Genomic DNA, 20,288 nt, shown 5'->3' with positions numbered 1-20,288 from the left:
GTAGGACGCCGCCAAGCTTTTCAATATATTTTTATCATCGCGGGGTGGAGCAGTTCGGTAGCTCGTCGGGCTCATAACCCGAAGGTCGCAGGTTCAAATCCTGCCCCCGCAACCAAATTTTAAAAATGGTCCGGTAGTTCAGTTGGTTAGAATGCCTGCCTGTCACGCAGGAGGTCGCGGGTTCGAGTCCCGTCCGGACCGCCATTTTCATTGTAAACGAAACGATCATGTTTTCGTTTTTTTTGTGTTTTCTTTTAAATGCTAATGGCTTGGTATGAAACCAAGCTTTCTTTATATCGTTAAAGTCTTGGATATTGAAACATAATCCGATACACTAGAAACAGCTATATCTCACAAGAGCGGAAGAAAGGGAGACGGGGGAAACATGGATGAATTTGATTTGATTCACAGCATTACACCTCATACGCTTCATCACACTTCCGTCGATGTAGGGATCGGTGATGATGGTGCGGTTTATACTGCGTCACCACATTTTCAGCAAATTGTTTGCCTTGATACAATGGTGGAGGATGTTCATTTTAAATTAGAATATTTCTCTCCTGAAGATATCGGTTATAAGGCACTTGCTGTTAACATCAGTGATATTGCGGCAATGGGCGGCATTCCTAAGTTTTATTTGGTATCTCTTGCGCTTCCTGCTTGCTGGCAGGCACCAGAAGTTCAGGCCATGTATGAAGGGATGACAGAACTGGCGAAACTATATCGGATGGATTTGATCGGGGGAGATACGGTTTCTGCCTCTGATAAAGCAGTCATTACCGTTACCGTTATTGGAGAGGTTGAAAAGGGTCTGGCTTGTCTGCGAAGCTCAGCAAGACCGGGTGATGTTGTTTTTGTCACGGGAGATATCGGCTCGTCCGCTGCAGGCCTTTCCCTTCTATTGCGTGAAACGGATCCTTCTGCGTGCAGTGAGAGAGATTATTTTATACAAAAACATAAACGTCCTGTTCCAAGGGTTCAGGCCGGCCGTTTCTGCTCTCGGCTTCAGCGTGCGGCATTGAACGACATCAGTGACGGTTTAGCCAGTGAACTGAATGAAATCGCTGAGGCAAGTTCAGTTACTATAGAAATTGAAGAAAATCTTCTTCCGGTTCATCCTGATTTACGTAAGGCACATTCTAAATGGAAGGAATGGGCATTATTCGGCGGAGAGGATTTTGAATTGGCTGGGACGGTTTCTCAGAAGGAGTGGACATGGCTGCTTGACCGCTGTAAAGCATCAGGTGTTCCAATCAAGCAGGTTGGAACGGTTTATGAGCGGAAAGAAGCAAATGTCTTATTGAAGACCGGAGATCAAAAACGAATCGTCCTTGAGAAAAAAGGATACAATCATTTTAAATAAGACGGGTGACTCACTTTGAAGACATTACAATGGAGAACTAAGAATCCCGAAGAAACGAAAGCCGTTGCGAAGCTGGCTGCTTCCTTTGCAAAGCCGGGGGACGTTCTGACACTTGAAGGTGATTTGGGAGCGGGGAAAACAACTTTCACAAAGGGATTTGCCGAAGGATTAGGGATCACGAGAGTTGTGAACAGCCCTACTTTTACGATCATTAAAGAATATCATGACGGCTCGCTTCCTTTATACCATATGGATGTCTATCGTATGGAGGATGAAAACGAGGATTTGGGGCTTGAAGAATATTTTGAAGGACAAGGAGTCTGTTTAATTGAATGGGCTCATTTAATTCAGGAGCAGCTGCCGGCAGAACGGCTGCAAATTGTAATAAAAAGAGCCGGCGATGAGGAAAGAGACATTACCTTTACGGCTAGTGGAAAACGGTATGAAACGTTTTGTGAGGAGATAAATAAACATGACAATACTGGCAATTGATACGTCTAATTACACGCTGGGTGCCGCGCTTGTTCATGAGAAAACGGTAATGGCGGAGTATATTACATATTTAAAAAAGAATCATTCAGTGCGGGCGCTGCCGGCTGTCAATTCATTGCTGGCTGATTGCGGCTTAAAACCGCAAGACCTTTCTAAAATTGTAGTGGCGAAGGGGCCTGGCTCCTATACAGGTGTCAGAATCGGTGTAACGCTTGCTAAAACTCTGGCCTGGTCACTGAAACTTCCGATTGCCGCTGTATCAAGTCTGGAGGCGCTGGCGGCTAATGGCCGGCATTTTCAAGGTTTGATCTGCCCGTTATTTGATGCACGGCGCGGACAAGTTTATACAGGGCTCTATGAATATCAGGACGGCCGTTTACAATCCGTTTTGTCTGATCAAAACGTCTTGCTGACTGACTGGCTCGGTATGCTGCGGGAAAAAAGGTCTCCTGTTTTATTTTTAGGACATGATACAGGCATTCACGAAGAAACCATCATCGAGGGATTAAAATCTCAGGCAGTGATGGGAACGGCTGCGCAGCATAATCCGCGGCCTTCAGAACTCGCGTTTTTAGGCATGGAAAAAGAAGAAGAGGATGTCCACCGACTTGTTCCGGATTATTTGCGTCTGGCCGAGGCTGAGGCGAAATGGATTGAATCTCAAAAATAGGGTGATAGGGATGAAAACAAAAGCGGCCATCAGAAGTATGCGGCCGGAAGATATTGATCAAATATATGAGATTGAAACAGCTTCTTTTACTTCTCCTTGGACGAAGGATTCGTTTTGCCATGAACTTTTGGAAAATCCGTATGCCCATTATCTTGTGATTGAAAAGGATGGGTGCTTGGCGGGGTATTGCGGCATTTGGATCATTATAGATGACGCGCAAATTACAAACATAGCCATTAAGCCTGAATACCGCGGCCAATCTTTAGGAGAAGAGCTTTTTCGCTCTGCTGTTGAATTGTGCAGAGAGAAAAAGGCAAGAAGGCTTTCTCTCGAAGTAAGGGTCTCAAATCATCCCGCCCAGTCCTTATATAAAAAATTCGGCCTTCAGGCTGGCGGAATCAGAAAACAATACTATACAGATAACGGGGAAGATGCGTTATTAATGTGGGTGACATTACATGAGTGAAAAAAAAGATATCTATGTATTAGGAATCGAAACAAGCTGTGATGAAACAGCGGCCTCGGTCGTCAAAAATGGAAAAGAGATAATTTCAAACGTTGTCGCTTCTCAAATTGAAAGCCATAAGCGATTTGGAGGCGTGGTTCCTGAAATTGCGTCAAGACATCATGTGGAGCAGATTACGCTAGTGGTTGAGGAAGCTTTGTTAAAAGCGGAGCTTGGGTTCTCAGAGCTTGATGCGATTGCCGTGACGGAGGGACCCGGCCTTGTCGGAGCACTTTTAATCGGTGTGAATGCGGCAAAGGCATTAAGCTTTGCTCATCAAATCCCCTTAGTCGGCGTCCATCATATCGCGGGCCACATTTATGCGAACAGACTGATAACAGAGCTTCAATTCCCGGCGCTTGCTTTAGTTGTATCAGGCGGACATACGGAATTGGTTTACATGAAAGAGCACGGCTCATTTGAAGTTATCGGAGAAACGCTGGATGATGCCGCAGGTGAAGCTTATGATAAAGTGGCAAGAACGATGGGGCTTCCATACCCGGGCGGGCCGCAAATAGATAAGCTCGCTGAGACCGGAACAGCTTCCATTCGGCTCCCGCGTGCTTGGCTGGAAGAAGGCTCCTATCATTTCAGCTTCAGCGGACTGAAATCAGCTGTAATCAACACGCTCCATAATGCCTCGCAAAAAGGAGAGATCATCCCTCCGGAGGACCTTGCGGCAAGTTTTCAGCAGAGCGTTATTGACGTATTGACGGCAAAAACGTCTAAGGCTGCGAAAGAGTACGGAGTCAAACAAGTTCTGCTTGCGGGAGGCGTAGCTGCGAACAAAGGACTGAGAGCCGCGCTGCAAACAGAATTCAGCCATCAAGGAGATCCGGAGCTGGTGATTCCGCCGCTTTCTTTATGCACGGATAATGCAGCCATGATCGCGGCCGCGGGCACCATTGCTTTTGAAAAAGGAATTCGGGGTTCATATGATATGAATGGGCAGCCCGGACTGGAATTAGCTTCTTATGATCGTCTCACGTTGTAAAACGTGAGGCTTTTTTAAACTTATTAACAGACAATTCTAAACATATCCACAACATTGTGAATATGTTTAGAAATACAGGCAGGGAAAGGAGTTGTAAGTTGTTAGTAAAGTGGATAAAGTCAGAAAATTTTGTGGATAGTGTGTATAAAGCGCCTGCTTTAATGATTGATAAGGAGAGAGGCTGTGGATAAAAAAGCACCCCTGAAAAGAGGTGCTTGACTTTTTCTATTATTCTGTGGATAGTTCTTCCCACTCTGCTAATAAACGCTCGAGTTCATTGTTTAATGTTTCGTTTTCTGCATGAATGGACTGCACTTTTTCATGATCCTGATACACGTCCGGGTCACATAGCAATTCTTCATTGCGGCTGATGCTGTCTTCAATGGATGACACGGCCGCTTCGATTTCTTCGATGCGTCTCAGCCGCTGCCGTTCTTTCTTCTTCCATTCTTTTTCTTCCTCATATGTTCTTTTTGTTTCCTGTTTTACGTTGCCTGAAGGCTGGGCGTTTTTCTCTTCTTGACGCTTCATTTCTTCTAATTCGAGCTGCTGGGCTTTTTTCTCCGTATAGTAATCATAGTCTCCAAGGTATTCTTCCACATGATCGAACGACAGCTCCAGCACTCTTGTGGCGATTCTGTTAATAAAATACCGGTCATGTGACACAAATAACAGAGTGCCGGGATAATCGATCAGCGCGTTCTCCAGCACCTCTTTACTGTCTAAATCAAGATGGTTGGTCGGTTCATCAAGGATGAGAAAGTTCGCTTTTTGCAGCATCAGCTTGGCAAGCGCGACTCTGGCTTTTTCACCGCCGCTTAAGGAGCGGACCGGTTTCAGTACATCATCCCCGCTGAATAAAAAGTTGCCGAGGCAGGTTCTGATTTCTTTTTCCGGCATGTCCGGATATTCATCCCACAGCTCGTCCAGCACGCGTTTCGACGATGTCAGTTCGGCTTGCTCCTGATCATAGTAGCCGATGCTGACATTGGACCCGCAGGTGATCGTCCCGGAGTCTGGTCCGAGTGTTTTCATAATCGTTTTCAGCAAGGTTGATTTGCCGATTCCGTTAGGACCGACAAGGGCGGCGCTTTCGCCTCGTGTAATGCCGAACGTCAAATCTTTCAAAAGCGGCGGCTGGCCGTCATAGCTGATGGAGACATCCTGCACGCGCAGGACATCGTTTCCGCTCTGTTTTGTTATCTCGAACCGGAAAGAGGCGGATTTTTCATCACCAAGCGGCTTTGCCATGACATCCATTCGTTCAAGCTGTTTTCTTCTGCTTTGCGCTCTTTTCGTGGTAGATGCTCTGGCCAGGTTGCGGTCGACAAAATCTTGGAGCTTGGCGATTTCGTCTTGCTGTTTTTCATATAATTTTCTATCTTTCTCGTATTGCTCGGCTTTTTGCTCTAAATAGGCGCTGTAGTTACCGAAGTATTTTTTGCTTTCGGTTCTTGAGACCTCGTACACTTGGCTGACGACTTTATCAAGGAAGTACCGGTCATGTGAGACGATCAGAATAGCCCCGGAGTATCCCTGTAAATAATGCTCAAGCCAAGTGAGCGTGTCGATGTCGAGATGGTTTGTCGGTTCATCCAAAATGAGAAGGTCCGGCTGGGTTAACAGCAGCTTCCCGAGGGCAAGCCTTGTTTTCTGGCCGCCGCTCAGGCTCTGAACTTTCGCCGAATCGTCAAATTTGCCGAAGCCGAGGCCGTGAAGGACTGACCGGACATCCGCTTCATATTGGTAGCCGCCTTTATCCTTAAAATCCTGCTGAAGCCTGTCGTAGGTTTTCATCAGGCCCTCAAGTTCAGCCGGGTCAGCCGTTGCCATTTTTTCTTCAATGGAGCGCATTTCCTTCTCCATTGCTTTCAGGAAATCAAAAACACTCAGCAATTCTTCTTTTATGGTAAGCTGAGATTCCAAGCCTGTGTGCTGGGCAAGGTATCCCATCGTTAATTCTTTCGGTTTGATTAATTCTCCCTTTTCATATGAAAGGTGACCTGCGATAATTTTAAGAAGAGTTGATTTGCCGGCTCCGTTTCTGCCTACAATGGCGATGCGATCCCGAGATCTGACTTCAAGCTTTATATTGTTTAAAATAGGATCAGCGCCAAAAGATTTGAAAAGCTGATTAATTTGTAAGATCATCATATTATTTCACCTCTGTTATAATAAGTTAAGTGTAGCTTATCAACCTGCTGTCAGCAAACAATACATCAGAATTGGAACATTATAGGATAAGACATCAGGGAGAAAATAGTGTATGATCAGAAGTAAGGAGAGTTTAATATGAATGGATTTTCTCATTTTAATGAAGAGGGCCGTGCCCGCATGGTGGATATAAGCGATAAATCTTCAACAGTTCGTACTGCGGCTGCTGTTTCAAGCGTACACATGAAGCATGAAGTGTACAGCAGAATCAAAAACCGCGAGATCGGCAAAGGAGACGTGCTGGCTGTCGCACAGGTGGCAGGAATCATGGCTGCAAAGCAAACGTCAGTGATTATCCCGATGTGCCATCCGCTTTCTTTAAGCGGCGTCGATATTTCATTCGGCTGGGAAGAAAAAGAAACCGAAGCCATTCTTCATATACAGGCAAGCGTAAAAACGAAAGGGAGTACAGGTGTGGAAATGGAAGCGCTAACTTCCGCATCAGTGTGCGCTTTGACCGTCTATGACATGTGCAAGGCGCTGGATAAGGGGATGGTCATCGGCCCTACCTGTCTGCTTGAAAAAACAGGCGGGAAAAACGGTGATTTTAAAAGAGATGCATCTGAGTATAAAGTGGAGGACCAATAATGAATAAGGATCAATCAAAAATTCCACAGGCGACAGCAAAACGGCTGCCGCTTTATTATCGCTTTTTAAAGAATTTGCACGCGTCAGGAAAGCAGCGCGTTTCGTCGGCTGAGCTCAGCGACGCAGTAAAAGTCGATTCGGCCACGATCCGCAGGGATTTTTCCTATTTCGGAGCGCTTGGCAAAAAAGGATATGGATATAATGTGGATTACCTGCTGTCATTTTTCAGAAAAACCCTCGATCAGGATGAAACGACAAACGTCATTTTGATCGGTGTCGGGAATTTAGGGACGGCATTTCTTCACTATAATTTCACAAAAAATAATAACACGAAAATTTCTATGGCTTTTGATGTGAATCAGAGTAAAATAGGAACTGAGGTAGGCGGTGTGCCTGTCTATAATCTGGATGATTTAGAACTCCATATTAAGGATGAACCCGTGGCGATTCTTACTGTACCGGCAGTTGCCGCCCAGTCGATCACTGACCGTCTCGTGGCGCTTGGGATAAAGGGAATCCTTAATTTTACGCCGGCCCGTTTGAATGTGCCGGATCACATTCGAATTCATCATATAGATTTAGCTGTTGAACTTCAATCATTGGTTTATTTCTTAAAGCATTATTCTGTGTTAGAAGAGATCGAATAACGAAAGGAGGAGCGCGCATGATCGGTCCAGGAAGCCTGGCAGTAATAGGGGTAGTGGCAGTCATTATTTTCGGCCCGAAGAAGCTTCCCGAATTAGGAAAAGCAGCGGGGGACACGCTTCGTGAATTTAAGAATGCTACTAAAGGATTAGCCGGTGAAGAAGAGGAAAAAAAGAAAGAAGATCAGTAAGTTAGGATGACACGTATGAGAGTGAATCAAATGTCGCTTGTGGAGCATATTGCCGAACTTCGGAAACGATTGCTAATTGTTGCGTTATCCTTTGCGGTTTTCTTTGCCGCCGGCTTTTTTCTGGCAAAGCCTATCATTGTGTATCTTCAAAAAGCCGATGAAGTGAAGGAGCTTACTCTTAATGCTTTTAAGCTGACAGATCCGCTGTATATCTTTTTGCAGTTTGCGTTTATTATCGGCATCATTTTGACTTCGCCGGTCATTCTTTATCAGATTTGGGCGTTTGTCAGTCCCGGACTGTATGAAAAGGAGCGCAAAGTAACACTCAGCTATATCCCGATCGCGATCGTGCTGTTTGTTGCGGGAGTGTCGTTTTCTTATTATATTTTATTTCCGCTGGTCGTTGATTTTATGAAGCGGGTTTCGAATGATTTGGATGTGAATCAGGTTATCGGCATCACCGAGTATTTTCATTTTCTTCTGCAGCTGACCATTCCGTTTGGGCTGCTGTTTCAAATGCCGGTTCTTCTCATGTTTTTAACAAGGCTCGGTATTGTGACACCGATGTTTTTATCGAAAATCCGAAAGTACGCGTACTTTGTTTTGCTTGTGATCGCCGCGCTGATCGCGCCGCCTGAGCTGCTGTCCCATTTGATGATCACCATTCCGCTTTGCATATTATATGAGATCAGTATCCTCATATCCAAAGCGGCGTATCGGAAAAAGCAGACAGCCAGCCGCGAGTCTGACCGCGACATATCAGCTTAATAAAAAAGCCATTTCTCACATAACGAGAAATGGCTTTTCTTTATTTTTGATTTTTCTTTACCTTAAGCGAAAAAGCAAACATTTTGAAAGAAATACTGATATTATAAGCGGCGAAAACCATCAGCAGAATGGAATAAAAAGACCACATGCTGCCCGGCGAGCTTGCGGCCAGATATGTGAAGATACAGCCGACGATAAAATAGATCAAGCCCCAAGTCATTGGGTTCCTCATAAAAACAATCCTCCAATAATTAATTGCATTTGTTCACTGTGCTGTTCCATGTATTTTTGGGCGGGTCCGAGCTGCATGACCACGACGATGGTATTCATCATGACATGGGCGAACATCGGCACAAGAATCCGTTTCGTCTGCACGTATAAAAACGCAAAGGTAAAGCCCATGGCTGTGTAAAGCAGCAAATGCGTGAGATCTTGGTGAACAATGCCGAAAATCACGGAGCTGATCAGCCCGGCGATAAAGAAATTCGTTTTTTCATACAGTACTCCGAAGATGATCTTCCGGAAAATGATTTCTTCAAGGATCGGCCCTACAATAGAAGAAACGATAATCATGAGCGGCATGGCTTTAATGATTCTGAGAATGGCTTGAGTGTTTTCGGAGCCGCTGTTTACGTGAAAGACGTATTGTTCAATTAAACCTGCGATTCCTTGAGCAAATAAAGCGAGCCAGACTCCGGCAACAGCCCAGAGGACGGACATGCCAGCCGACGCTTTCTTTCCGTTTCTCAATGTTTGCTTCGGCACGGTTCTCAACAACAAAAGAACGATGATCAGGCAGATAAAAAAGCTTGCCACAGAATAAATCCCTTGAGCCTGAACGAGATTTGCTTCTGTCGGCTGTCCGCCCGCATAGCCGAATTTGTACATTAAAGGGATTCCGATCAATGCGGAAACCTGCATGAGAACATATGTCAAAATGATATACCAATACTGTTTTCTCAAATGATATGTACTCCTTTACCCTATAAAATCAACTTGTCTGATATTATTGTAACACAACTGAACTTGAGGTGAAAAAACGAGAAAATCCCGTGAAAATAAGAATCATGTAAGCGTGAAATTTTTTTATTGTTATGACTTGAAATTGGAAGTGAGATTCTTTATTATAATAATTGTGTTAGCACTCTTCAGAGCTGAGTGCTAAAATTACATATTCATACTATTGAGGAGGTTATTACATTGTTAAAGCCATTAGGTGATCGCGTTGTCATTGAACTCGTAGAATCTGAAGAAAAAACTGCCAGCGGAATCGTATTACCGGATTCTGCGAAAGAAAAGCCGCAAGAAGGCAAAATCGTGGCAGCCGGTTCAGGTCGCGTGTTAGAAAGCGGAGAGCGCGTTGCTTTAGAAGTAAAAGAGGGCGACCGCATTATCTTCTCAAAATACGCCGGTACTGAAGTGAAATACGAAGGTACTGAATACTTAATCTTACGTGAAAGCGACATTTTAGCTGTTATTGGCTAAGTAAATAAATATTTTTAAAAATTTGAGGAGGTTTCGTTAACATGGCAAAAGATATTAAGTTTAGTGAAGAAGCACGCCGCTCTATGCTTCGCGGTGTCGATGCGCTTGCTGACGCTGTAAAAGTAACTTTAGGGCCAAAAGGACGCAACGTGGTTCTGGAGAAAAAATTCGGTTCTCCGTTAATTACAAATGACGGTGTGACAATCGCAAAAGAAATCGAACTTGAAGATGCGTTTGAAAACATGGGTGCAAAGCTTGTAGCTGAAGTAGCCAGCAAAACAAACGACGTTGCCGGTGACGGTACAACAACTGCGACGGTTCTTGCGCAAGCGATGATCCGCGAAGGCCTTAAAAACGTAACAGCAGGAGCTAACCCTGTCGGCGTGCGTAAAGGTATGGAAAAAGCCGTTACAGTTGCTATCGAAAACCTAAAAGAAATTTCTAAACCGATCGAAGGCAAAGAATCTATCGCTCAGGTTGCTGCGATCTCTGCTGCTGATGAGGAAGTCGGAAGCCTTATCGCTGAAGCAATGGAGCGCGTTGGAAACGACGGTGTTATCACAATCGAAGAGTCTAAAGGCTTCACAACTGAGCTTGAAGTTGTTGAAGGTATGCAATTCGACCGCGGATATGCATCTCCTTACATGGTGACTGATTCTGATAAGATGGAAGCGGTTCTTGACAATCCTTACATCTTAATCACAGATAAAAAAATCACAAACATCCAAGAAATCCTTCCTGTGCTTGAGCAAGTTGTACAGCAGGGCAAACCATTGCTTCTGATTGCTGAGGATGTAGAAGGCGAAGCGCTTGCAACTCTTGTTGTCAACAAACTTCGCGGCACATTCAACGCAGTGGCCGTTAAAGCTCCTGGCTTCGGTGACCGCCGCAAAGCAATGCTTGAAGACATTTCTGTCCTTACAGGCGGAGAAGTGATCACAGAAGATCTTGGCCTTGACCTGAAATCTACTGAAATCGGACAATTGGGACGCGCTTCTAAAGTTGTCGTAACAAAAGAAAACACAACAATCGTAGAAGGCGCCGGCGATACAGAAAAAATCGCTGCACGCGTAAACCAAATCCGCGCTCAAGTAGAAGAAACAACTTCTGAGTTCGATAAAGAAAAATTACAAGAACGTCTTGCGAAACTGGCTGGCGGCGTAGCTGTCATCAAAGTCGGCGCTGCGACTGAAACTGAATTGAAAGAGCGTAAACTTCGCATCGAAGACGCCCTCAACTCAACTCGCGCAGCAGTTGAAGAAGGTATCGTATCAGGCGGCGGTACAGCCCTTGTCAACGTATATAACAAAGTGGCTGCAGTTGAAGCTGAAGGTGATGCTCAAACAGGTATCAACATCGTGCTTCGCGCGCTTGAAGAGCCAATCCGTCAAATCGCACACAACGCAGGTCTTGAAGGATCTGTCATCGTTGAGCGCCTGAAAAATGAAAAAATCGGCGTAGGCTTCAACGCTGCAACTGGCGAATGGGTAAACATGATCGAAAAAGGTATCGTTGACCCAACTAAAGTTACACGTTCTGCACTACAAAACGCAGCTTCTGTAGCAGCAATGCTCTTAACAACTGAAGCGGTTGTTGCTGACAAACCGGAAGAAAATGCCGGCGGTGCTGGAATGCCTGATATGGGCGGCATGGGCGGTATGGGTGGAATGATGTAATCAAACGGCGAAAACCCTTGATATACCAAGGGTTTGACCGTTTTTCATCACCCCAATCAGCCGAAAAAATAACAAAAAAATAACATTTCTTTATGAAATCCCGAAATTGAGGATGTTTCCAAAAGTCTGCTGGACTTTGTGGGAGGCATCCTCTTTCATTTTTTTGGTTACATGAGTATAAATCTTCATCGTTGTTTTCATGTCGTCATGACCAACTCTTTCCATTACAGTTGGCAAGTCAACTTTTGCCTCGGCCAGCATGCTGATATACGTGTGTCTAAATATATGGGGAGTAGCATGTTTTTTAATTGATGTTTTTTCCAGTATTCTTTCCATTCTTACAATGATATTTTTTGGTAAAAAGGGATAGCCATTCTCACGAGCAAATAGGAAATTACCGTCGTGGTATTCGCTTGGATCAATCCTGGACTGTAGACGCAACTTCTTTTGTTTGGTTACATGCGCCTTCAATATATCTATTATCTGATCGTCGAGAGTGATAGTTCGCACCGATCCGGCTGTTTTCGGCGGAGTCAATTCATAGTTCCTCATATTGTTATCTTCGGAATATATGGTTTTAGTGATACGCAGCTCTTTTGTTTCAAAATTTATATCAGGAAGTTTGAGGGCGCACATTTCCCCTGAACGCATGCCTGTAAAAGCGAGCAAGTAAAATCGTTCAAGGTCCATTTCCAAACCATGGACTTTTACTGCTAAGAGGAATTCTTCAAGTTCTTCCCTTTCAAGATATTTTTGCTCTATTTTACTACTTTCAATATCTTCTACTGTCATTCTCTTTTTAGGAACTACAGCGCCAGCCACTGGATTATCTTTTAAAAGCTTCACTTTTACAGCGTATTTAAAAATCATTCCGGCTGTCGTATGCACACCACTAATGGTGGTACGGGCATACTCTTGATCAGTGAGATCGTTAAGTATTTTTTGGTATTTTCTCCCTGTTACCTGAGCGATATTGGTTTTAGCGATATACCGGTTTAAGATTTTAATTTCTTTCCTTCGAATACGCAGAGTTGCTTTTTTCTTTCCTGTGAGAGCATATTCATTCAACCATTCGGCAGCAAGCTTTTCGAAAGTTATTTTTTTAACTACTGATTCATCAATACCATCCTCTTTTAAGGCATCAATAGCATCTCTAACTCTTTGTTCAGCTTCTTTTTTTGTTTTGCCACGTCGCGCAATTTGTTTGCGTTTACCGGTAACGGGATCACGAGGTCCGTCACCAACAGCCAGCCATTTTTTACCCTTGATCAATTCCTCTGTATACATTTTGTCACCCCAATTTTTCAATGAATAGTTTTAAAGAGCTGTTTATACATCAAGAATGAGAACTGTTTTCTTGTATACATATCGAGCCGTTTAGCAGCAAATTGATATGTAACATTAAAGGTATCACCTATTAATTTTATAACCTCTGATTTCATGCGTGGCAACGAAATCTTTTCAAGCATAAAAGTAGGAACACAGAAATGATACATAAAGCTATTAGCCTGATACTCTTGCAACTGGCGAAACATACGATTCATGTTGAACTGGTTTCCACAATGTTTAATCACATGCCCTAGCTCATGAACAAAGTCTTGCCACTGTTCTTGTGGAGAGGCTCGAGCATCAAGGACGACGCTATACTCACCGTTAATTTGAAACATGCAGCTTTTTCTTTGCTCATAATGCAGCCAGATACGAAATGCCGCGGCAATCCTTTCTAAATCAATGTCTTCAGGAGTCTCGATATTTAATGTGTAATAGATTCTTTTCACTTCTTCTTCAAGATAAGATAACTGGATTGACATTAAAAACACCACCATGGAGGGAATGTATGTTCTGTTTTTGGTGTGAAAGAAAAGCCCAAGGAAGAAGGGCTGTCATAAATTCAATAGCTGTTTCTTTTTAATTTCATATTCTTCTTGAGTGATAGCATCCATATCCAACAATTCTTTATATTTTTTCAATTCATCAGCTGCAGATACAGTAGGGGCAGGAGCTGGTGGTATTGTTGGAGCAGGCCTAGACTGATGCTCTTCTATGTAATTTTGAATTTCTAAAACCATAGGCAGTTCATTTGTGCCAAAAGTGAAAGAGTTATCGTCTTGTATTGCGTCCCAGAGTCCACTTGTTTCATTAGCAGCTGGCGTTAAAAATTGAAAATAGCCAGAGGTCACTAATCCAGGTTTTTTTATTTGAAGCCCGGACAGTTCGCTGATTCTATAAGATTTCTCCCCACTATACCCTCGTGTGATAGTATTAACAGCGCCTTTTCTTGCTACTCTTATATAGTTTCCGTCAAGTGTGATTGTTGTTTTTGCAGATTTAAAATAATACTCTTTGATATGTTTTTTCGATTTTTCTTCAATTTTTTTTTGTTCTTGGAGTTCCTTTTCTTTTTCCCGATTAAATTTTTCTTCATTACCAGTAATTTTCGATTCTACATATTTACTGACTGCCTCTGGATTTCCTTCTGTTATGTTAGTGATACTGAATTCTCCATCTGAAGTGGTAAAATCTATCCGAAAACCAGCAAGTGCTTTTTTCGTAACAGAGATTTTCAAAATAGAATCGTAAGGCCATTTCTCTGTAATCAGGGCGTCTTTTTTAAGATAGAAGAAATACACAGAATCATCTGTTACGGCAAATATACCAGTAGGTAGGCTTACAACTTTGGGTCTATTCAAGCTACCTCTTGCAATTTCCAATACGGTTTCGTTTATCTCATTAAGCATCATTTTATAGGTTTTTACAAAGTTTTTAGAAGCCTTCATGTGTTTTTTGAATTGACAGTTATACACTTCACCATTCTCTGACAAAAAAGACAAATTAAATTTCCCCTTTTTTAGTAATAACAGTTGAGTTTATCTCTTTTTTTCTGATCCAATCCGGTTTGAATCCTGAAGCAATCCTGATGAGAAAGATTGTTATATCCCTTGATATAACCGACTTCACCCTATTTGCGAAAAATGCTTTCCCGATCCAGTTCGGTTCTAATCCCGATCCAATCCTGATCTTATTAGTAAACAGAAATAACATAATAACAATAATATAAATAAAGGTTGCGCCAGTTGGTTTACTTTTTAGGCTTTCGGCCTTCGCGTTCTTCTTTTTCTTTGAGGTATTTTATAAAATCAATTGCTTGTTTTTGTCTTTCTTCTGAGAAGTCACTCGCTTCTCTAAAGGCGATCTGTAGATCAGGATCATCAAAAAGGTCATTATTAAAAGTAGGTTCTTTGCCAGTTAGGAGATAATCAGTTGTTACACCATACAAACTTGCAAGTCTAACGAGCATTTCCCCATCTGGTTTCCTTAAACCGTACTCCCAATTCGCATATGTAGACATTGTTTTAATACCTAATTTTTTTGCGACGAAAGATTTGCTCCAACCTTTCTTTTCTCTTAATTCAGTTAAGATTTTCCCTGTTATATTATCCATTATTATACACCTTTTTTCATTTGGTGTGTAAATTTTAACACGGTTTACACACAAGAGATAATTACTTACACAAAAAGAATAAAAATATGTTGACTTACCCTTATTGTGTATATTATTATGTGTTTAACGAGTTACACGAAAAGAGTAAGGTGGTGAGTTAATAGTGCTAGAAAAATTACGGGCTACAAGGCTTTCTCAAGGGAAGACCCAAACCTTTATGGCAAAAAAGCTTGGCTATAGATACGCAAGCGGTTATGCAAATATAGAAATGGGGCGTACAAAGCCAAGTCTTGAAAAAGCACACCAAATATCCGAGTTACTGAATGAAGAAGTCGATGAGCTTTTTTTTGATGAAAAGTTACACAAAAAGGGTAACGAGAAAACTGCATAGGAATGAAAGTTATAAAAAACAGTATAGGAGGTCGAAGTTATGGATCAAAAAAAGCTGGAACAAATTAAAAATTTATTGAATGGTATGTCCCAATCCGAGTGGAGCCGTGTTAAACAACATGTCGATGTACTGTTCAGTTCTAAAGCCGCCAAATTGCAGTTTGACGACCCAGAACTGTTAGAAGCTAACCTTAAACGTGAATTTAGGATGAATACTTGATTTGGATAAACATTGGGTGAATGCGATATTCAGCATTTTTGTAATAAATATTAACGTAATCTTGCTGATACATCGTGTGCTCTTCTTTAGAATTAGGGCTCCAAATTGAAGCACCTTCTTCCCACCATATGTATGGAGAAGACATAGATTCACCTATTTTGCAGTCCGGATCACTAGTCAAGTCAACCCATTCACCACAAAGGCAAGCGTAAACCTTAGTAGAAGCCATTAAATCTCACCACCTTCCATGCATATTTTACCACATGAAAGTGAGAGATTATAAAGCTCATTGTAAAGGAGGTTTTTTATATGTTCACTATGCAATACGATGAGAAATTCATTGAACAGATCGCTGCCAAAATTGCTGATAGAGCAACAGACATGCTGGTAGAGCGGCTCAGCTCTTTGAACGAGCTTCCTCACATCTTGACGAGAACTGAAGCGATGGAGGTGCTGCGGTGCGGTCCCACTAAAATGGCGGAACTGATGGCCCGTCCGGATTTTCCGGTTAACGAAGAATGTGGCAAAAAAATCCCTACGACTTTGCTTTTTAAATGGATTGAGAGCAACACGCGTTGGGTTGCTGAGAACACCGCATACTATCAGAAAGGAGCTTCGGCATGAATAATTTACAAACATTCAAAAATGAAATTTTCGAAGTTGCAGCCAAAATTGAGAATGATCAAATCCTTTTTGATGCCGAGCAAGTTGCTCGGAACTTAGGCCTCACTACCGTTGCCAAAAGTGGCAACGTAACAATCCGATGGAGCCGTGTGAATACCTACCTTCCGGATAACTTTCCAGAAGTAGAGAAAGGTGATTTTATTCCTGAACCATTGGTGTACAAGCTGGCTTTTAGAGCATCTAATCAAATTGCCGAACAATTTCAAGATTGGTTAGCCTTTGAAGTTATACCCACAATCAGAAAAACCGGGGGATATGTCGCAAATGATGAACAGTTCATTCAGACGTATTTGTCCAACGCAGACGAAAATACCAAATTATTTTTCAAAACAACTCTTCACGCACTAAAGGAGCAAAATAAGCAAATTGAATCTATGAAGCCAAAAGCTCTTTTCGCCGAAGCTGTGGAAGCATCTGAATCATCTGTGCTTGTTGGCGAGTTAGCGAAAATCATTCAACAGAACGGCGTAAAGATTGGACCTAACAAGTTATTTCAATGGCTCCGTGATAATGGTTATTTAATTCGTAAGACAGGCGAGTCTTTCAATCTACCAACACAGCGAAGTATGGATTTGGGTCTCTTTGAAATTAAGAAGAGAACAATGAATAACCCTGATGGTTCAATTAGAACTACCCGAACGCCAAAGGTTACGGGAAAAGGTCAGATTTATTTTGTGAATAAATTCATTTCATCAGAAACAGCTTGAAACAATCTCCACAAATTTGGGGAGATTAATGTTCGAGAAAAGGACTAGCTTGTCCCTTCATTAATTAAATTTTACCAGTGAACAACTGGATATATCAGGAGGCAAACATATGGAGAACAACCCATACAATTTGCATAATCTACCCCGGATCATGCGTAGTGTCCGCAAAGCGGCAGGACTTGCACAGTATCAGATTGGTAATTTGATAGGGGGAAAAGATCAGCGGTATGTTTCGGACGTTGAGAATGGATTCAGTAAGCTTACTCCGGAATTATGCATCAAGTGGTTTGAGGCGTGCGAGGCGTACGAACATATTGATCTGGTACATTACCTTTTCAAACTTCACCCGACGACGGCGGCACCAATTGATCCCGCACTTAACGAGAGCGCAAGCACGGCGGTAATCAATATGATTCATCAGCTTGAAGAAGCATTGCAAGCAACAAGGCATTTAGCGCGCTGGCTGGCAAACGATAGGCCAGGCCGACAACCTGAAGAACTGCCAATGGCCGATATTAAACAGATTTTTGATCTGATCCCGGCAAATAAAACGCTGTTATATTCGCTGGCCCGTAGTCATGGATTGAACATGAAGGAATTGGCCGAAAGGTGGACGCGGAAAGCGCTAATGAGTCAGGTTGCAATGGCGAAAACAGAAGAAAGGCAGGCGGTGCTGGTATGAAAATCAATCAGTTTCTTAAATCAGATGCAGATTCAGCAAAAAGAAAAATCGAGTCGGCGGAAGAGCTCTCTATCATGCTTTCGGAGGCGTTACGGGATGGCGATTATGAAGAAGCTATCAGTCTTGCGGGGAGCATCAAGGTTCTTACAGAGGACATCAGCCGACTGGCGAATAAAGGGCGGTTGTATCACACAGCAATAAAAATGCAACAGCGCGGCATTAATTTAGCAGTGATAAGTAGGTGTTTTGGATGAACGTTGAAAACCCAATGGTTCTGAACAACTGGCATGACAAGCTGACTGAGCCGGAAACAAAAAAGGACTTTTTCGGGGACGAAGTAACGTCAGCAGATAATTATGTAATTGACTGCGGCGAGATCATTTTAAAAGACAATCTTGAACGCTACTTGAAGGAGCAACTTGGATTTAAGTTTCATTCAGCACAATAAAAAAGCCCACTTGGCAGAGTGGACTAGGTAAGGCGTTTTGATAATTGATTGTATTCCTATTATACCAAAACGCCCCATAAAAAACAATGGAGGTTTTATACATGGCTAAACGAATAACAGCATCTTTCAGTGACCGGGTGGACGATCAGAAGCGCCTGAGAGAAGTCGGCGGCTCAATCATGTTCAGTAAGGGCAAACCGGTATTTTCCTTCCCGTCAATGGACGCATACCGAGAATGGCAGCGGCTTGGAACGGAAGCATACAAAAGAAAGGTGGCAGAAGCACAATGAATGGATTATCACAGGTGGATTACTCAGATTACATGCCGGCGCCCCAGCAGGATACTAGCGTGACTACGGAAGCGATGGTAAGCCGGCAGGCTCAAGAAGTACAGGCGGCGATGGTCATCGCAAAGAAATTCCCACGGGACGTATTCGCGGCGTTTGATCGGATAAAAAAAGCATGCGAACGAAGATTGTTAGCTGAGAATGCGGTGTATGAATATCCTCGCGGCGGGACAAAGGTATCTGGTCCGTCAATCCGATTGGCTGAGGCATTGGCGCAGAATTGGGGCAACATTGATTACGGAATTATGGAGCTCGAGCAAAAAGCCGGGGAATCCTCTGTCATGGCTTACGCTTGGGATCTTGAAACGAATACCCGGCAAACCAAAATATTTACTGTGAAGCATGAGAGAAAGGCAAAAGGTACAGTGACAAAGCTCAATGATGCAAGGGATATTTACGAAATGGTTGCCAATCAAGGAGCCCGTCGACTCCGTTCCTGCATACTTGGAGTGATTCCTGGCGATATCGTTGACGCTGCAGTTGATATGTGCCAGAAAACGTTAATAAACGGCCATAAAGAACCATTGGAAGATCGGCTCAGAAATGCTTTATCAACATTCAAAAAAGAATTCGGGATCACCAAAGAAATGATTGAAGAATACATCGGCAGTAACGTCGATGCCTTTACAGAACAAGACTTTTTAAAGATTGGCCGCATTTATACATCTTTACGTGATGGTATGGCCAAGAAAGAGGATTACTTCAATGTGAAGGCCACAGGCGCGACTAAGTCAAAGGCTGAGGAAGAATTCAAAAAGCAGAAAGAGCAAGCTGACAAGTCTGCTGATAGTAAAGAAAAGGCGGGTGATCCTGCTAATGCGGATACCGGCGCTGAACAAGGAGAATTATTACTCTAACGAGATTGATAGACACTACATGTCAAATTCTCAATATAAAAGCTTTTTGCAGTGTGAGGCTGCCACGATGGCAAAGTTGAATGGAGAATGGACGCCGCCTACATCGGAGGCGCTCCTCTTCGGCCAATATGTTCATGCCTGGCTTGAGGGTGAACAGGCTTTTGATGAATTTAAAAAGAACACTCCATCGCTTTTTACACAAAAAGGCCAGCTGTACAAGCAGTATCAGTTAGCTGATCTGATGATTGAAGCGATTCAACATGACGAACTTTGTATGTTCGTTCTGCAAGGAGCAAAGGAAGTTATCGTATCAGCTGAACTGTTCGGAGTCCCGTGGAAAGGAAAGCTGGACGTATACAACCCAGCTGGTGGTCGTTTCTCCGATCTGAAAACAGCGCGGTCATTGCGGGAGAGGGTTTGGGATCCGGAAATAGGCTATTGCTCATTCGTCGAGGCAAATGGCTATATTGCACAAATGGCACTGTATGCCGAGCTTGAAAAAAGAATGACTGGACGGAGCGAATGGCTTGAGCCCCTGATCGTAGGGGTTTCAAAAGAAGATCCACCTGATAAAGCTGTCATCAATATTGATGAAGGCAGGATGGAAGTAGAGCTTGAAGAGATTGAGCAGCGGATGGACCGGATTTTGCAAGTGAAACACGGCGAGGAGAAGCCGGAGCGGTGCGAAAAATGCAAGTATTGCCGGGCCACTAATCAACTGAACAGCATCATCCATTTTTCGGAGTTGGTGAGCTGATGGAAAGGGAGTTGATCAGGATTCCCATCCCACATTGTTATCTCTGGCTGGTCAAAACGGTTCAGCGCGATATGAGAAAGGACTTGTATACCCGGTACACGACTGACTACTTAAAGACAAATGAGCCGTCTCTGAGATTAGTAGAAATAGATTTCAAGGCTCTG

The 20,288-nt window shown here is 43.1% G+C and carries 29 protein-coding genes and 2 tRNA genes; 23 read left to right on the top strand and 8 right to left on the bottom strand.

What is annotated here, in order from left to right; genetic code table 11:
* The first annotated feature begins 38 nt into the window (after positions 1 to 38).
* The 7 genes from J7E26_RS01645 (at position 39) to tsaD (ending at position 4,024) form a co-directional block, all read left to right on the top strand.
* A tRNA-Met gene (locus J7E26_RS01645) sits at positions 39 to 115 on the top strand.
* A 12-nt stretch (positions 116 to 127) separates the two neighbouring features.
* Positions 128 to 204: transfer RNA gene (locus J7E26_RS01640), tRNA-Asp, on the top strand.
* A 181-nt stretch (positions 205 to 385) separates the two neighbouring features.
* On the top strand, positions 386 to 1,363 hold the full coding sequence (thiL, locus tag J7E26_RS01635; RefSeq protein ID WP_214812984.1) for a thiamine-phosphate kinase: 978 nt from the start codon (positions 386 to 388) through the stop codon (positions 1,361 to 1,363).
* 15 nt (positions 1,364 to 1,378) lie between these two features.
* Complete coding sequence (gene tsaE, locus J7E26_RS01630; RefSeq protein WP_214812979.1) at positions 1,379 to 1,855, top strand: tRNA (adenosine(37)-N6)-threonylcarbamoyltransferase complex ATPase subunit type 1 TsaE; 477 nt, start codon at positions 1,379 to 1,381, stop codon at positions 1,853 to 1,855.
* Positions 1,836 to 2,525: a tRNA (adenosine(37)-N6)-threonylcarbamoyltransferase complex dimerization subunit type 1 TsaB gene (gene tsaB / locus J7E26_RS01625; RefSeq protein WP_214812976.1), complete on the top strand. Its 690-nt coding sequence runs from the start codon at positions 1,836 to 1,838 to the stop codon at positions 2,523 to 2,525. Before tsaE ends, tsaB begins: the two co-directional genes overlap by 20 nt.
* Positions 2,526 to 2,535: 10 nt before the next feature.
* Positions 2,536 to 2,991, top strand: a complete 456-nt coding sequence (gene rimI, locus J7E26_RS01620; RefSeq protein ID WP_214800594.1) for a ribosomal protein S18-alanine N-acetyltransferase — start codon at positions 2,536 to 2,538, stop codon at positions 2,989 to 2,991.
* A complete protein-coding gene (gene tsaD, locus J7E26_RS01615; RefSeq protein ID WP_214812973.1) occupies positions 2,984 to 4,024 on the top strand; it encodes a tRNA (adenosine(37)-N6)-threonylcarbamoyltransferase complex transferase subunit TsaD in 1,041 nt (346 codons plus the stop codon). The genes rimI and tsaD overlap by 8 nt, the downstream gene beginning before the upstream one ends.
* A gap of 228 nt (positions 4,025 to 4,252) precedes the next feature.
* Here tsaD and J7E26_RS01610 read toward each other — a convergent pair whose 3' ends face one another.
* Positions 4,253 to 6,178 (bottom strand): ABC-F family ATP-binding cassette domain-containing protein, encoded by a 1,926-nt coding sequence (locus J7E26_RS01610; protein ID WP_214812970.1) that lies wholly within the window; start codon positions 6,176 to 6,178, stop codon positions 4,253 to 4,255.
* A gap of 138 nt (positions 6,179 to 6,316) precedes the next feature.
* Here J7E26_RS01610 and moaC point away from each other — a divergent pair, with 138 nt between their 5' ends.
* From moaC to tatC, 4 genes are read left to right on the top strand one after another with little or no spacing between them, the layout of a single operon-like run.
* The gene (gene moaC, locus J7E26_RS01605) at positions 6,317 to 6,826 is read left to right on the top strand and encodes a cyclic pyranopterin monophosphate synthase MoaC (RefSeq protein WP_214800591.1); all 510 of its coding nucleotides are present in this window, start codon (positions 6,317 to 6,319) and stop codon (positions 6,824 to 6,826) included.
* A complete protein-coding gene (locus J7E26_RS01600) occupies positions 6,826 to 7,473 on the top strand; it encodes a redox-sensing transcriptional repressor Rex (RefSeq protein ID WP_214800590.1) in 648 nt (215 codons plus the stop codon). The genes moaC and J7E26_RS01600 overlap by 1 nt, the downstream gene beginning before the upstream one ends.
* 17 nt (positions 7,474 to 7,490) lie before the next feature.
* On the top strand, positions 7,491 to 7,661 hold the full coding sequence (locus tag J7E26_RS01595) for a twin-arginine translocase TatA/TatE family subunit (RefSeq protein ID WP_061528211.1): 171 nt from the start codon (positions 7,491 to 7,493) through the stop codon (positions 7,659 to 7,661).
* 6 nt (positions 7,662 to 7,667) lie between these two features.
* Positions 7,668 to 8,429 (top strand): twin-arginine translocase subunit TatC, encoded by a 762-nt coding sequence (tatC, locus tag J7E26_RS01590; protein ID WP_214800589.1) that lies wholly within the window; start codon positions 7,668 to 7,670, stop codon positions 8,427 to 8,429.
* Between the two features lie 40 nt (positions 8,430 to 8,469).
* Here tatC and J7E26_RS01585 read toward each other — a convergent pair whose 3' ends face one another.
* Entirely contained in the window at positions 8,470 to 8,661 is a 192-nt protein-coding gene (locus tag J7E26_RS01585; RefSeq protein ID WP_214800588.1) for a YdiK family protein, read from the bottom strand.
* Complete coding sequence (locus J7E26_RS01580) at positions 8,658 to 9,392, bottom strand: CPBP family intramembrane glutamic endopeptidase (protein ID WP_214812967.1); 735 nt, start codon at positions 9,390 to 9,392, stop codon at positions 8,658 to 8,660. Before J7E26_RS01580 ends, J7E26_RS01585 begins: the two co-directional genes overlap by 4 nt.
* 237 nt (positions 9,393 to 9,629) lie before the next feature.
* Between J7E26_RS01580 and groES the strand changes: the two genes are divergently transcribed.
* Together groES and groL are read left to right on the top strand one after the other, a co-directional pair.
* Positions 9,630 to 9,914 carry a co-chaperone GroES gene (gene groES, locus J7E26_RS01575; protein WP_003155970.1) on the top strand — a complete coding sequence of 95 codons (285 nt, stop codon included), beginning with the start codon at positions 9,630 to 9,632 and terminating at the stop codon, positions 9,912 to 9,914.
* Between the two features lie 41 nt (positions 9,915 to 9,955).
* Positions 9,956 to 11,590, top strand: a complete 1,635-nt coding sequence (groL, locus tag J7E26_RS01570) for a chaperonin GroEL (RefSeq protein ID WP_214800586.1) — start codon at positions 9,956 to 9,958, stop codon at positions 11,588 to 11,590.
* A gap of 90 nt (positions 11,591 to 11,680) precedes the next feature.
* Here the strand turns inward: groL and J7E26_RS01565 are convergent, their stop codons facing one another.
* The 4 genes from J7E26_RS01565 to J7E26_RS01550 all read right to left on the bottom strand — a co-directional run bounded on the left by J7E26_RS01565 (position 11,681) and on the right by J7E26_RS01550 (position 15,032).
* Complete coding sequence (locus tag J7E26_RS01565) at positions 11,681 to 12,877, bottom strand: tyrosine-type recombinase/integrase (RefSeq protein WP_214812964.1); 1,197 nt, start codon at positions 12,875 to 12,877, stop codon at positions 11,681 to 11,683.
* A gap of 17 nt (positions 12,878 to 12,894) precedes the next feature.
* Positions 12,895 to 13,401, bottom strand: a complete 507-nt coding sequence (locus J7E26_RS01560; protein ID WP_214812960.1) for an ImmA/IrrE family metallo-endopeptidase — start codon at positions 13,399 to 13,401, stop codon at positions 12,895 to 12,897.
* A gap of 72 nt (positions 13,402 to 13,473) precedes the next feature.
* Positions 13,474 to 14,421 (bottom strand): SHOCT domain-containing protein, encoded by a 948-nt coding sequence (locus J7E26_RS01555; protein ID WP_214812959.1) that lies wholly within the window; start codon positions 14,419 to 14,421, stop codon positions 13,474 to 13,476.
* 248 nt (positions 14,422 to 14,669) lie between these two features.
* Positions 14,670 to 15,032, bottom strand: coding sequence for a helix-turn-helix domain-containing protein (locus tag J7E26_RS01550; protein WP_003155933.1), 363 nt, complete (start codon positions 15,030 to 15,032; stop codon positions 14,670 to 14,672).
* Positions 15,033 to 15,195: 163 nt separating this feature from the next.
* Between J7E26_RS01550 and J7E26_RS01545 the strand changes: the two genes are divergently transcribed.
* Together J7E26_RS01545 and J7E26_RS01540 are read left to right on the top strand one after the other, a co-directional pair.
* Positions 15,196 to 15,423, top strand: coding sequence for a helix-turn-helix transcriptional regulator (locus J7E26_RS01545; RefSeq protein ID WP_214984651.1), 228 nt, complete (start codon positions 15,196 to 15,198; stop codon positions 15,421 to 15,423).
* Between the two features lie 39 nt (positions 15,424 to 15,462).
* Complete coding sequence (locus J7E26_RS01540) at positions 15,463 to 15,642, top strand: hypothetical protein (protein ID WP_003155930.1); 180 nt, start codon at positions 15,463 to 15,465, stop codon at positions 15,640 to 15,642.
* Here the strand turns inward: J7E26_RS01540 and J7E26_RS01535 are convergent.
* Entirely contained in the window at positions 15,626 to 15,871 is a 246-nt protein-coding gene (locus tag J7E26_RS01535; RefSeq protein WP_003155923.1) for a hypothetical protein, read from the bottom strand. The two genes, J7E26_RS01540 and J7E26_RS01535, sit on opposite strands and share 17 nt — an antisense overlap.
* An 80-nt stretch (positions 15,872 to 15,951) precedes the next feature.
* Between J7E26_RS01535 and J7E26_RS01530 the strand changes: the two genes are divergently transcribed.
* The 8 genes from J7E26_RS01530 to J7E26_RS01495 all read left to right on the top strand — a co-directional run bounded on the left by J7E26_RS01530 (position 15,952) and on the right by J7E26_RS01495 (position 20,124).
* Entirely contained in the window at positions 15,952 to 16,266 is a 315-nt protein-coding gene (locus J7E26_RS01530) for a hypothetical protein (RefSeq protein ID WP_003155921.1), read from the top strand.
* Positions 16,263 to 17,033 (top strand): phage antirepressor, encoded by a 771-nt coding sequence (locus J7E26_RS01525; protein ID WP_003155918.1) that lies wholly within the window; start codon positions 16,263 to 16,265, stop codon positions 17,031 to 17,033. Before J7E26_RS01530 ends, J7E26_RS01525 begins: the two co-directional genes overlap by 4 nt.
* 109 nt (positions 17,034 to 17,142) lie before the next feature.
* The gene (locus J7E26_RS01520) at positions 17,143 to 17,715 is read left to right on the top strand and encodes a helix-turn-helix domain-containing protein (RefSeq protein ID WP_214812956.1); all 573 of its coding nucleotides are present in this window, start codon (positions 17,143 to 17,145) and stop codon (positions 17,713 to 17,715) included.
* A complete protein-coding gene (locus J7E26_RS01515) occupies positions 17,712 to 17,969 on the top strand; it encodes a YqaH family protein (RefSeq protein WP_214812954.1) in 258 nt (85 codons plus the stop codon). Before J7E26_RS01520 ends, J7E26_RS01515 begins: the two co-directional genes overlap by 4 nt.
* Positions 17,966 to 18,163 (top strand): YqaI family protein, encoded by a 198-nt coding sequence (locus tag J7E26_RS01510; RefSeq protein WP_214812952.1) that lies wholly within the window; start codon positions 17,966 to 17,968, stop codon positions 18,161 to 18,163. Before J7E26_RS01515 ends, J7E26_RS01510 begins: the two co-directional genes overlap by 4 nt.
* A gap of 101 nt (positions 18,164 to 18,264) precedes the next feature.
* A complete protein-coding gene (locus J7E26_RS01505) occupies positions 18,265 to 18,453 on the top strand; it encodes a hypothetical protein (RefSeq protein ID WP_214812950.1) in 189 nt (62 codons plus the stop codon).
* Positions 18,450 to 19,367: a hypothetical protein gene (locus tag J7E26_RS01500; protein WP_214812948.1), complete on the top strand. Its 918-nt coding sequence runs from the start codon at positions 18,450 to 18,452 to the stop codon at positions 19,365 to 19,367. The genes J7E26_RS01505 and J7E26_RS01500 overlap by 4 nt, the downstream gene beginning before the upstream one ends.
* Positions 19,327 to 20,124 (top strand): PD-(D/E)XK nuclease-like domain-containing protein, encoded by a 798-nt coding sequence (locus tag J7E26_RS01495; protein WP_214984649.1) that lies wholly within the window; start codon positions 19,327 to 19,329, stop codon positions 20,122 to 20,124. The genes J7E26_RS01500 and J7E26_RS01495 overlap by 41 nt, the downstream gene beginning before the upstream one ends.
* The last annotated feature ends 164 nt before the right edge of the window (positions 20,125 to 20,288 follow it).

Source organism: Bacillus sp. ISL-51 (genome assembly GCF_018613535.1).
Taxonomy (GTDB): Bacteria; Bacillota; Bacilli; order Bacillales; family Bacillaceae; genus Bacillus.
The sequence above is the reverse complement of the archived record's forward strand: the minus strand, read 5'-3'. Positions and strand labels throughout refer to the sequence as shown.

What these genes read in the sequence shown, in the direction of transcription:
- thiL (WP_214812984.1), top strand. Translation starts at nt 386, where the DNA reads ATGGATGAATTTGATTTGATTCACAGCATTACACCTCATACGCTTCAT.
- tsaB (WP_214812976.1), top strand. Translation starts at nt 1,836, where the DNA reads ATGACAATACTGGCAATTGATACGTCTAATTACACGCTGGGTGCCGCG.
- rimI (WP_214800594.1), top strand. Translation starts at nt 2,536, where the DNA reads ATGAAAACAAAAGCGGCCATCAGAAGTATGCGGCCGGAAGATATTGAT.
- tsaD (WP_214812973.1), top strand. Translation starts at nt 2,984, where the DNA reads ATGAGTGAAAAAAAAGATATCTATGTATTAGGAATCGAAACAAGCTGT.
- J7E26_RS01610 (WP_214812970.1), bottom strand. Translation starts at nt 6,178, where the DNA reads ATGATGATCTTACAAATTAATCAGCTTTTCAAATCTTTTGGCGCTGAT.
- moaC (WP_214800591.1), top strand. Translation starts at nt 6,317, where the DNA reads ATGAATGGATTTTCTCATTTTAATGAAGAGGGCCGTGCCCGCATGGTG.
- J7E26_RS01600 (WP_214800590.1), top strand. Translation starts at nt 6,826, where the DNA reads ATGAATAAGGATCAATCAAAAATTCCACAGGCGACAGCAAAACGGCTG.
- J7E26_RS01595 (WP_061528211.1), top strand. Translation starts at nt 7,491, where the DNA reads ATGATCGGTCCAGGAAGCCTGGCAGTAATAGGGGTAGTGGCAGTCATT.
- tatC (WP_214800589.1), top strand. Translation starts at nt 7,668, where the DNA reads ATGACACGTATGAGAGTGAATCAAATGTCGCTTGTGGAGCATATTGCC.
- J7E26_RS01585 (WP_214800588.1), bottom strand. Translation starts at nt 8,661, where the DNA reads ATGAGGAACCCAATGACTTGGGGCTTGATCTATTTTATCGTCGGCTGT.
- groL (WP_214800586.1), top strand. Translation starts at nt 9,956, where the DNA reads ATGGCAAAAGATATTAAGTTTAGTGAAGAAGCACGCCGCTCTATGCTT.
- J7E26_RS01565 (WP_214812964.1), bottom strand. Translation starts at nt 12,877, where the DNA reads ATGTATACAGAGGAATTGATCAAGGGTAAAAAATGGCTGGCTGTTGGT.
- J7E26_RS01560 (WP_214812960.1), bottom strand. Translation starts at nt 13,401, where the DNA reads ATGTCAATCCAGTTATCTTATCTTGAAGAAGAAGTGAAAAGAATCTAT.
- J7E26_RS01550 (WP_003155933.1), bottom strand. Translation starts at nt 15,032, where the DNA reads ATGGATAATATAACAGGGAAAATCTTAACTGAATTAAGAGAAAAGAAA.
- J7E26_RS01540 (WP_003155930.1), top strand. Translation starts at nt 15,463, where the DNA reads ATGGATCAAAAAAAGCTGGAACAAATTAAAAATTTATTGAATGGTATG.
- J7E26_RS01535 (WP_003155923.1), bottom strand. Translation starts at nt 15,871, where the DNA reads ATGGCTTCTACTAAGGTTTACGCTTGCCTTTGTGGTGAATGGGTTGAC.
- J7E26_RS01530 (WP_003155921.1), top strand. Translation starts at nt 15,952, where the DNA reads ATGTTCACTATGCAATACGATGAGAAATTCATTGAACAGATCGCTGCC.
- J7E26_RS01525 (WP_003155918.1), top strand. Translation starts at nt 16,263, where the DNA reads ATGAATAATTTACAAACATTCAAAAATGAAATTTTCGAAGTTGCAGCC.
- J7E26_RS01520 (WP_214812956.1), top strand. Translation starts at nt 17,143, where the DNA reads ATGGAGAACAACCCATACAATTTGCATAATCTACCCCGGATCATGCGT.
- J7E26_RS01515 (WP_214812954.1), top strand. Translation starts at nt 17,712, where the DNA reads ATGAAAATCAATCAGTTTCTTAAATCAGATGCAGATTCAGCAAAAAGA.
- J7E26_RS01510 (WP_214812952.1), top strand. Translation starts at nt 17,966, where the DNA reads ATGAACGTTGAAAACCCAATGGTTCTGAACAACTGGCATGACAAGCTG.
- J7E26_RS01505 (WP_214812950.1), top strand. Translation starts at nt 18,265, where the DNA reads ATGGCTAAACGAATAACAGCATCTTTCAGTGACCGGGTGGACGATCAG.
- J7E26_RS01500 (WP_214812948.1), top strand. Translation starts at nt 18,450, where the DNA reads ATGAATGGATTATCACAGGTGGATTACTCAGATTACATGCCGGCGCCC.
- J7E26_RS01495 (WP_214984649.1), top strand. Translation starts at nt 19,327, where the DNA reads ATGCGGATACCGGCGCTGAACAAGGAGAATTATTACTCTAACGAGATT.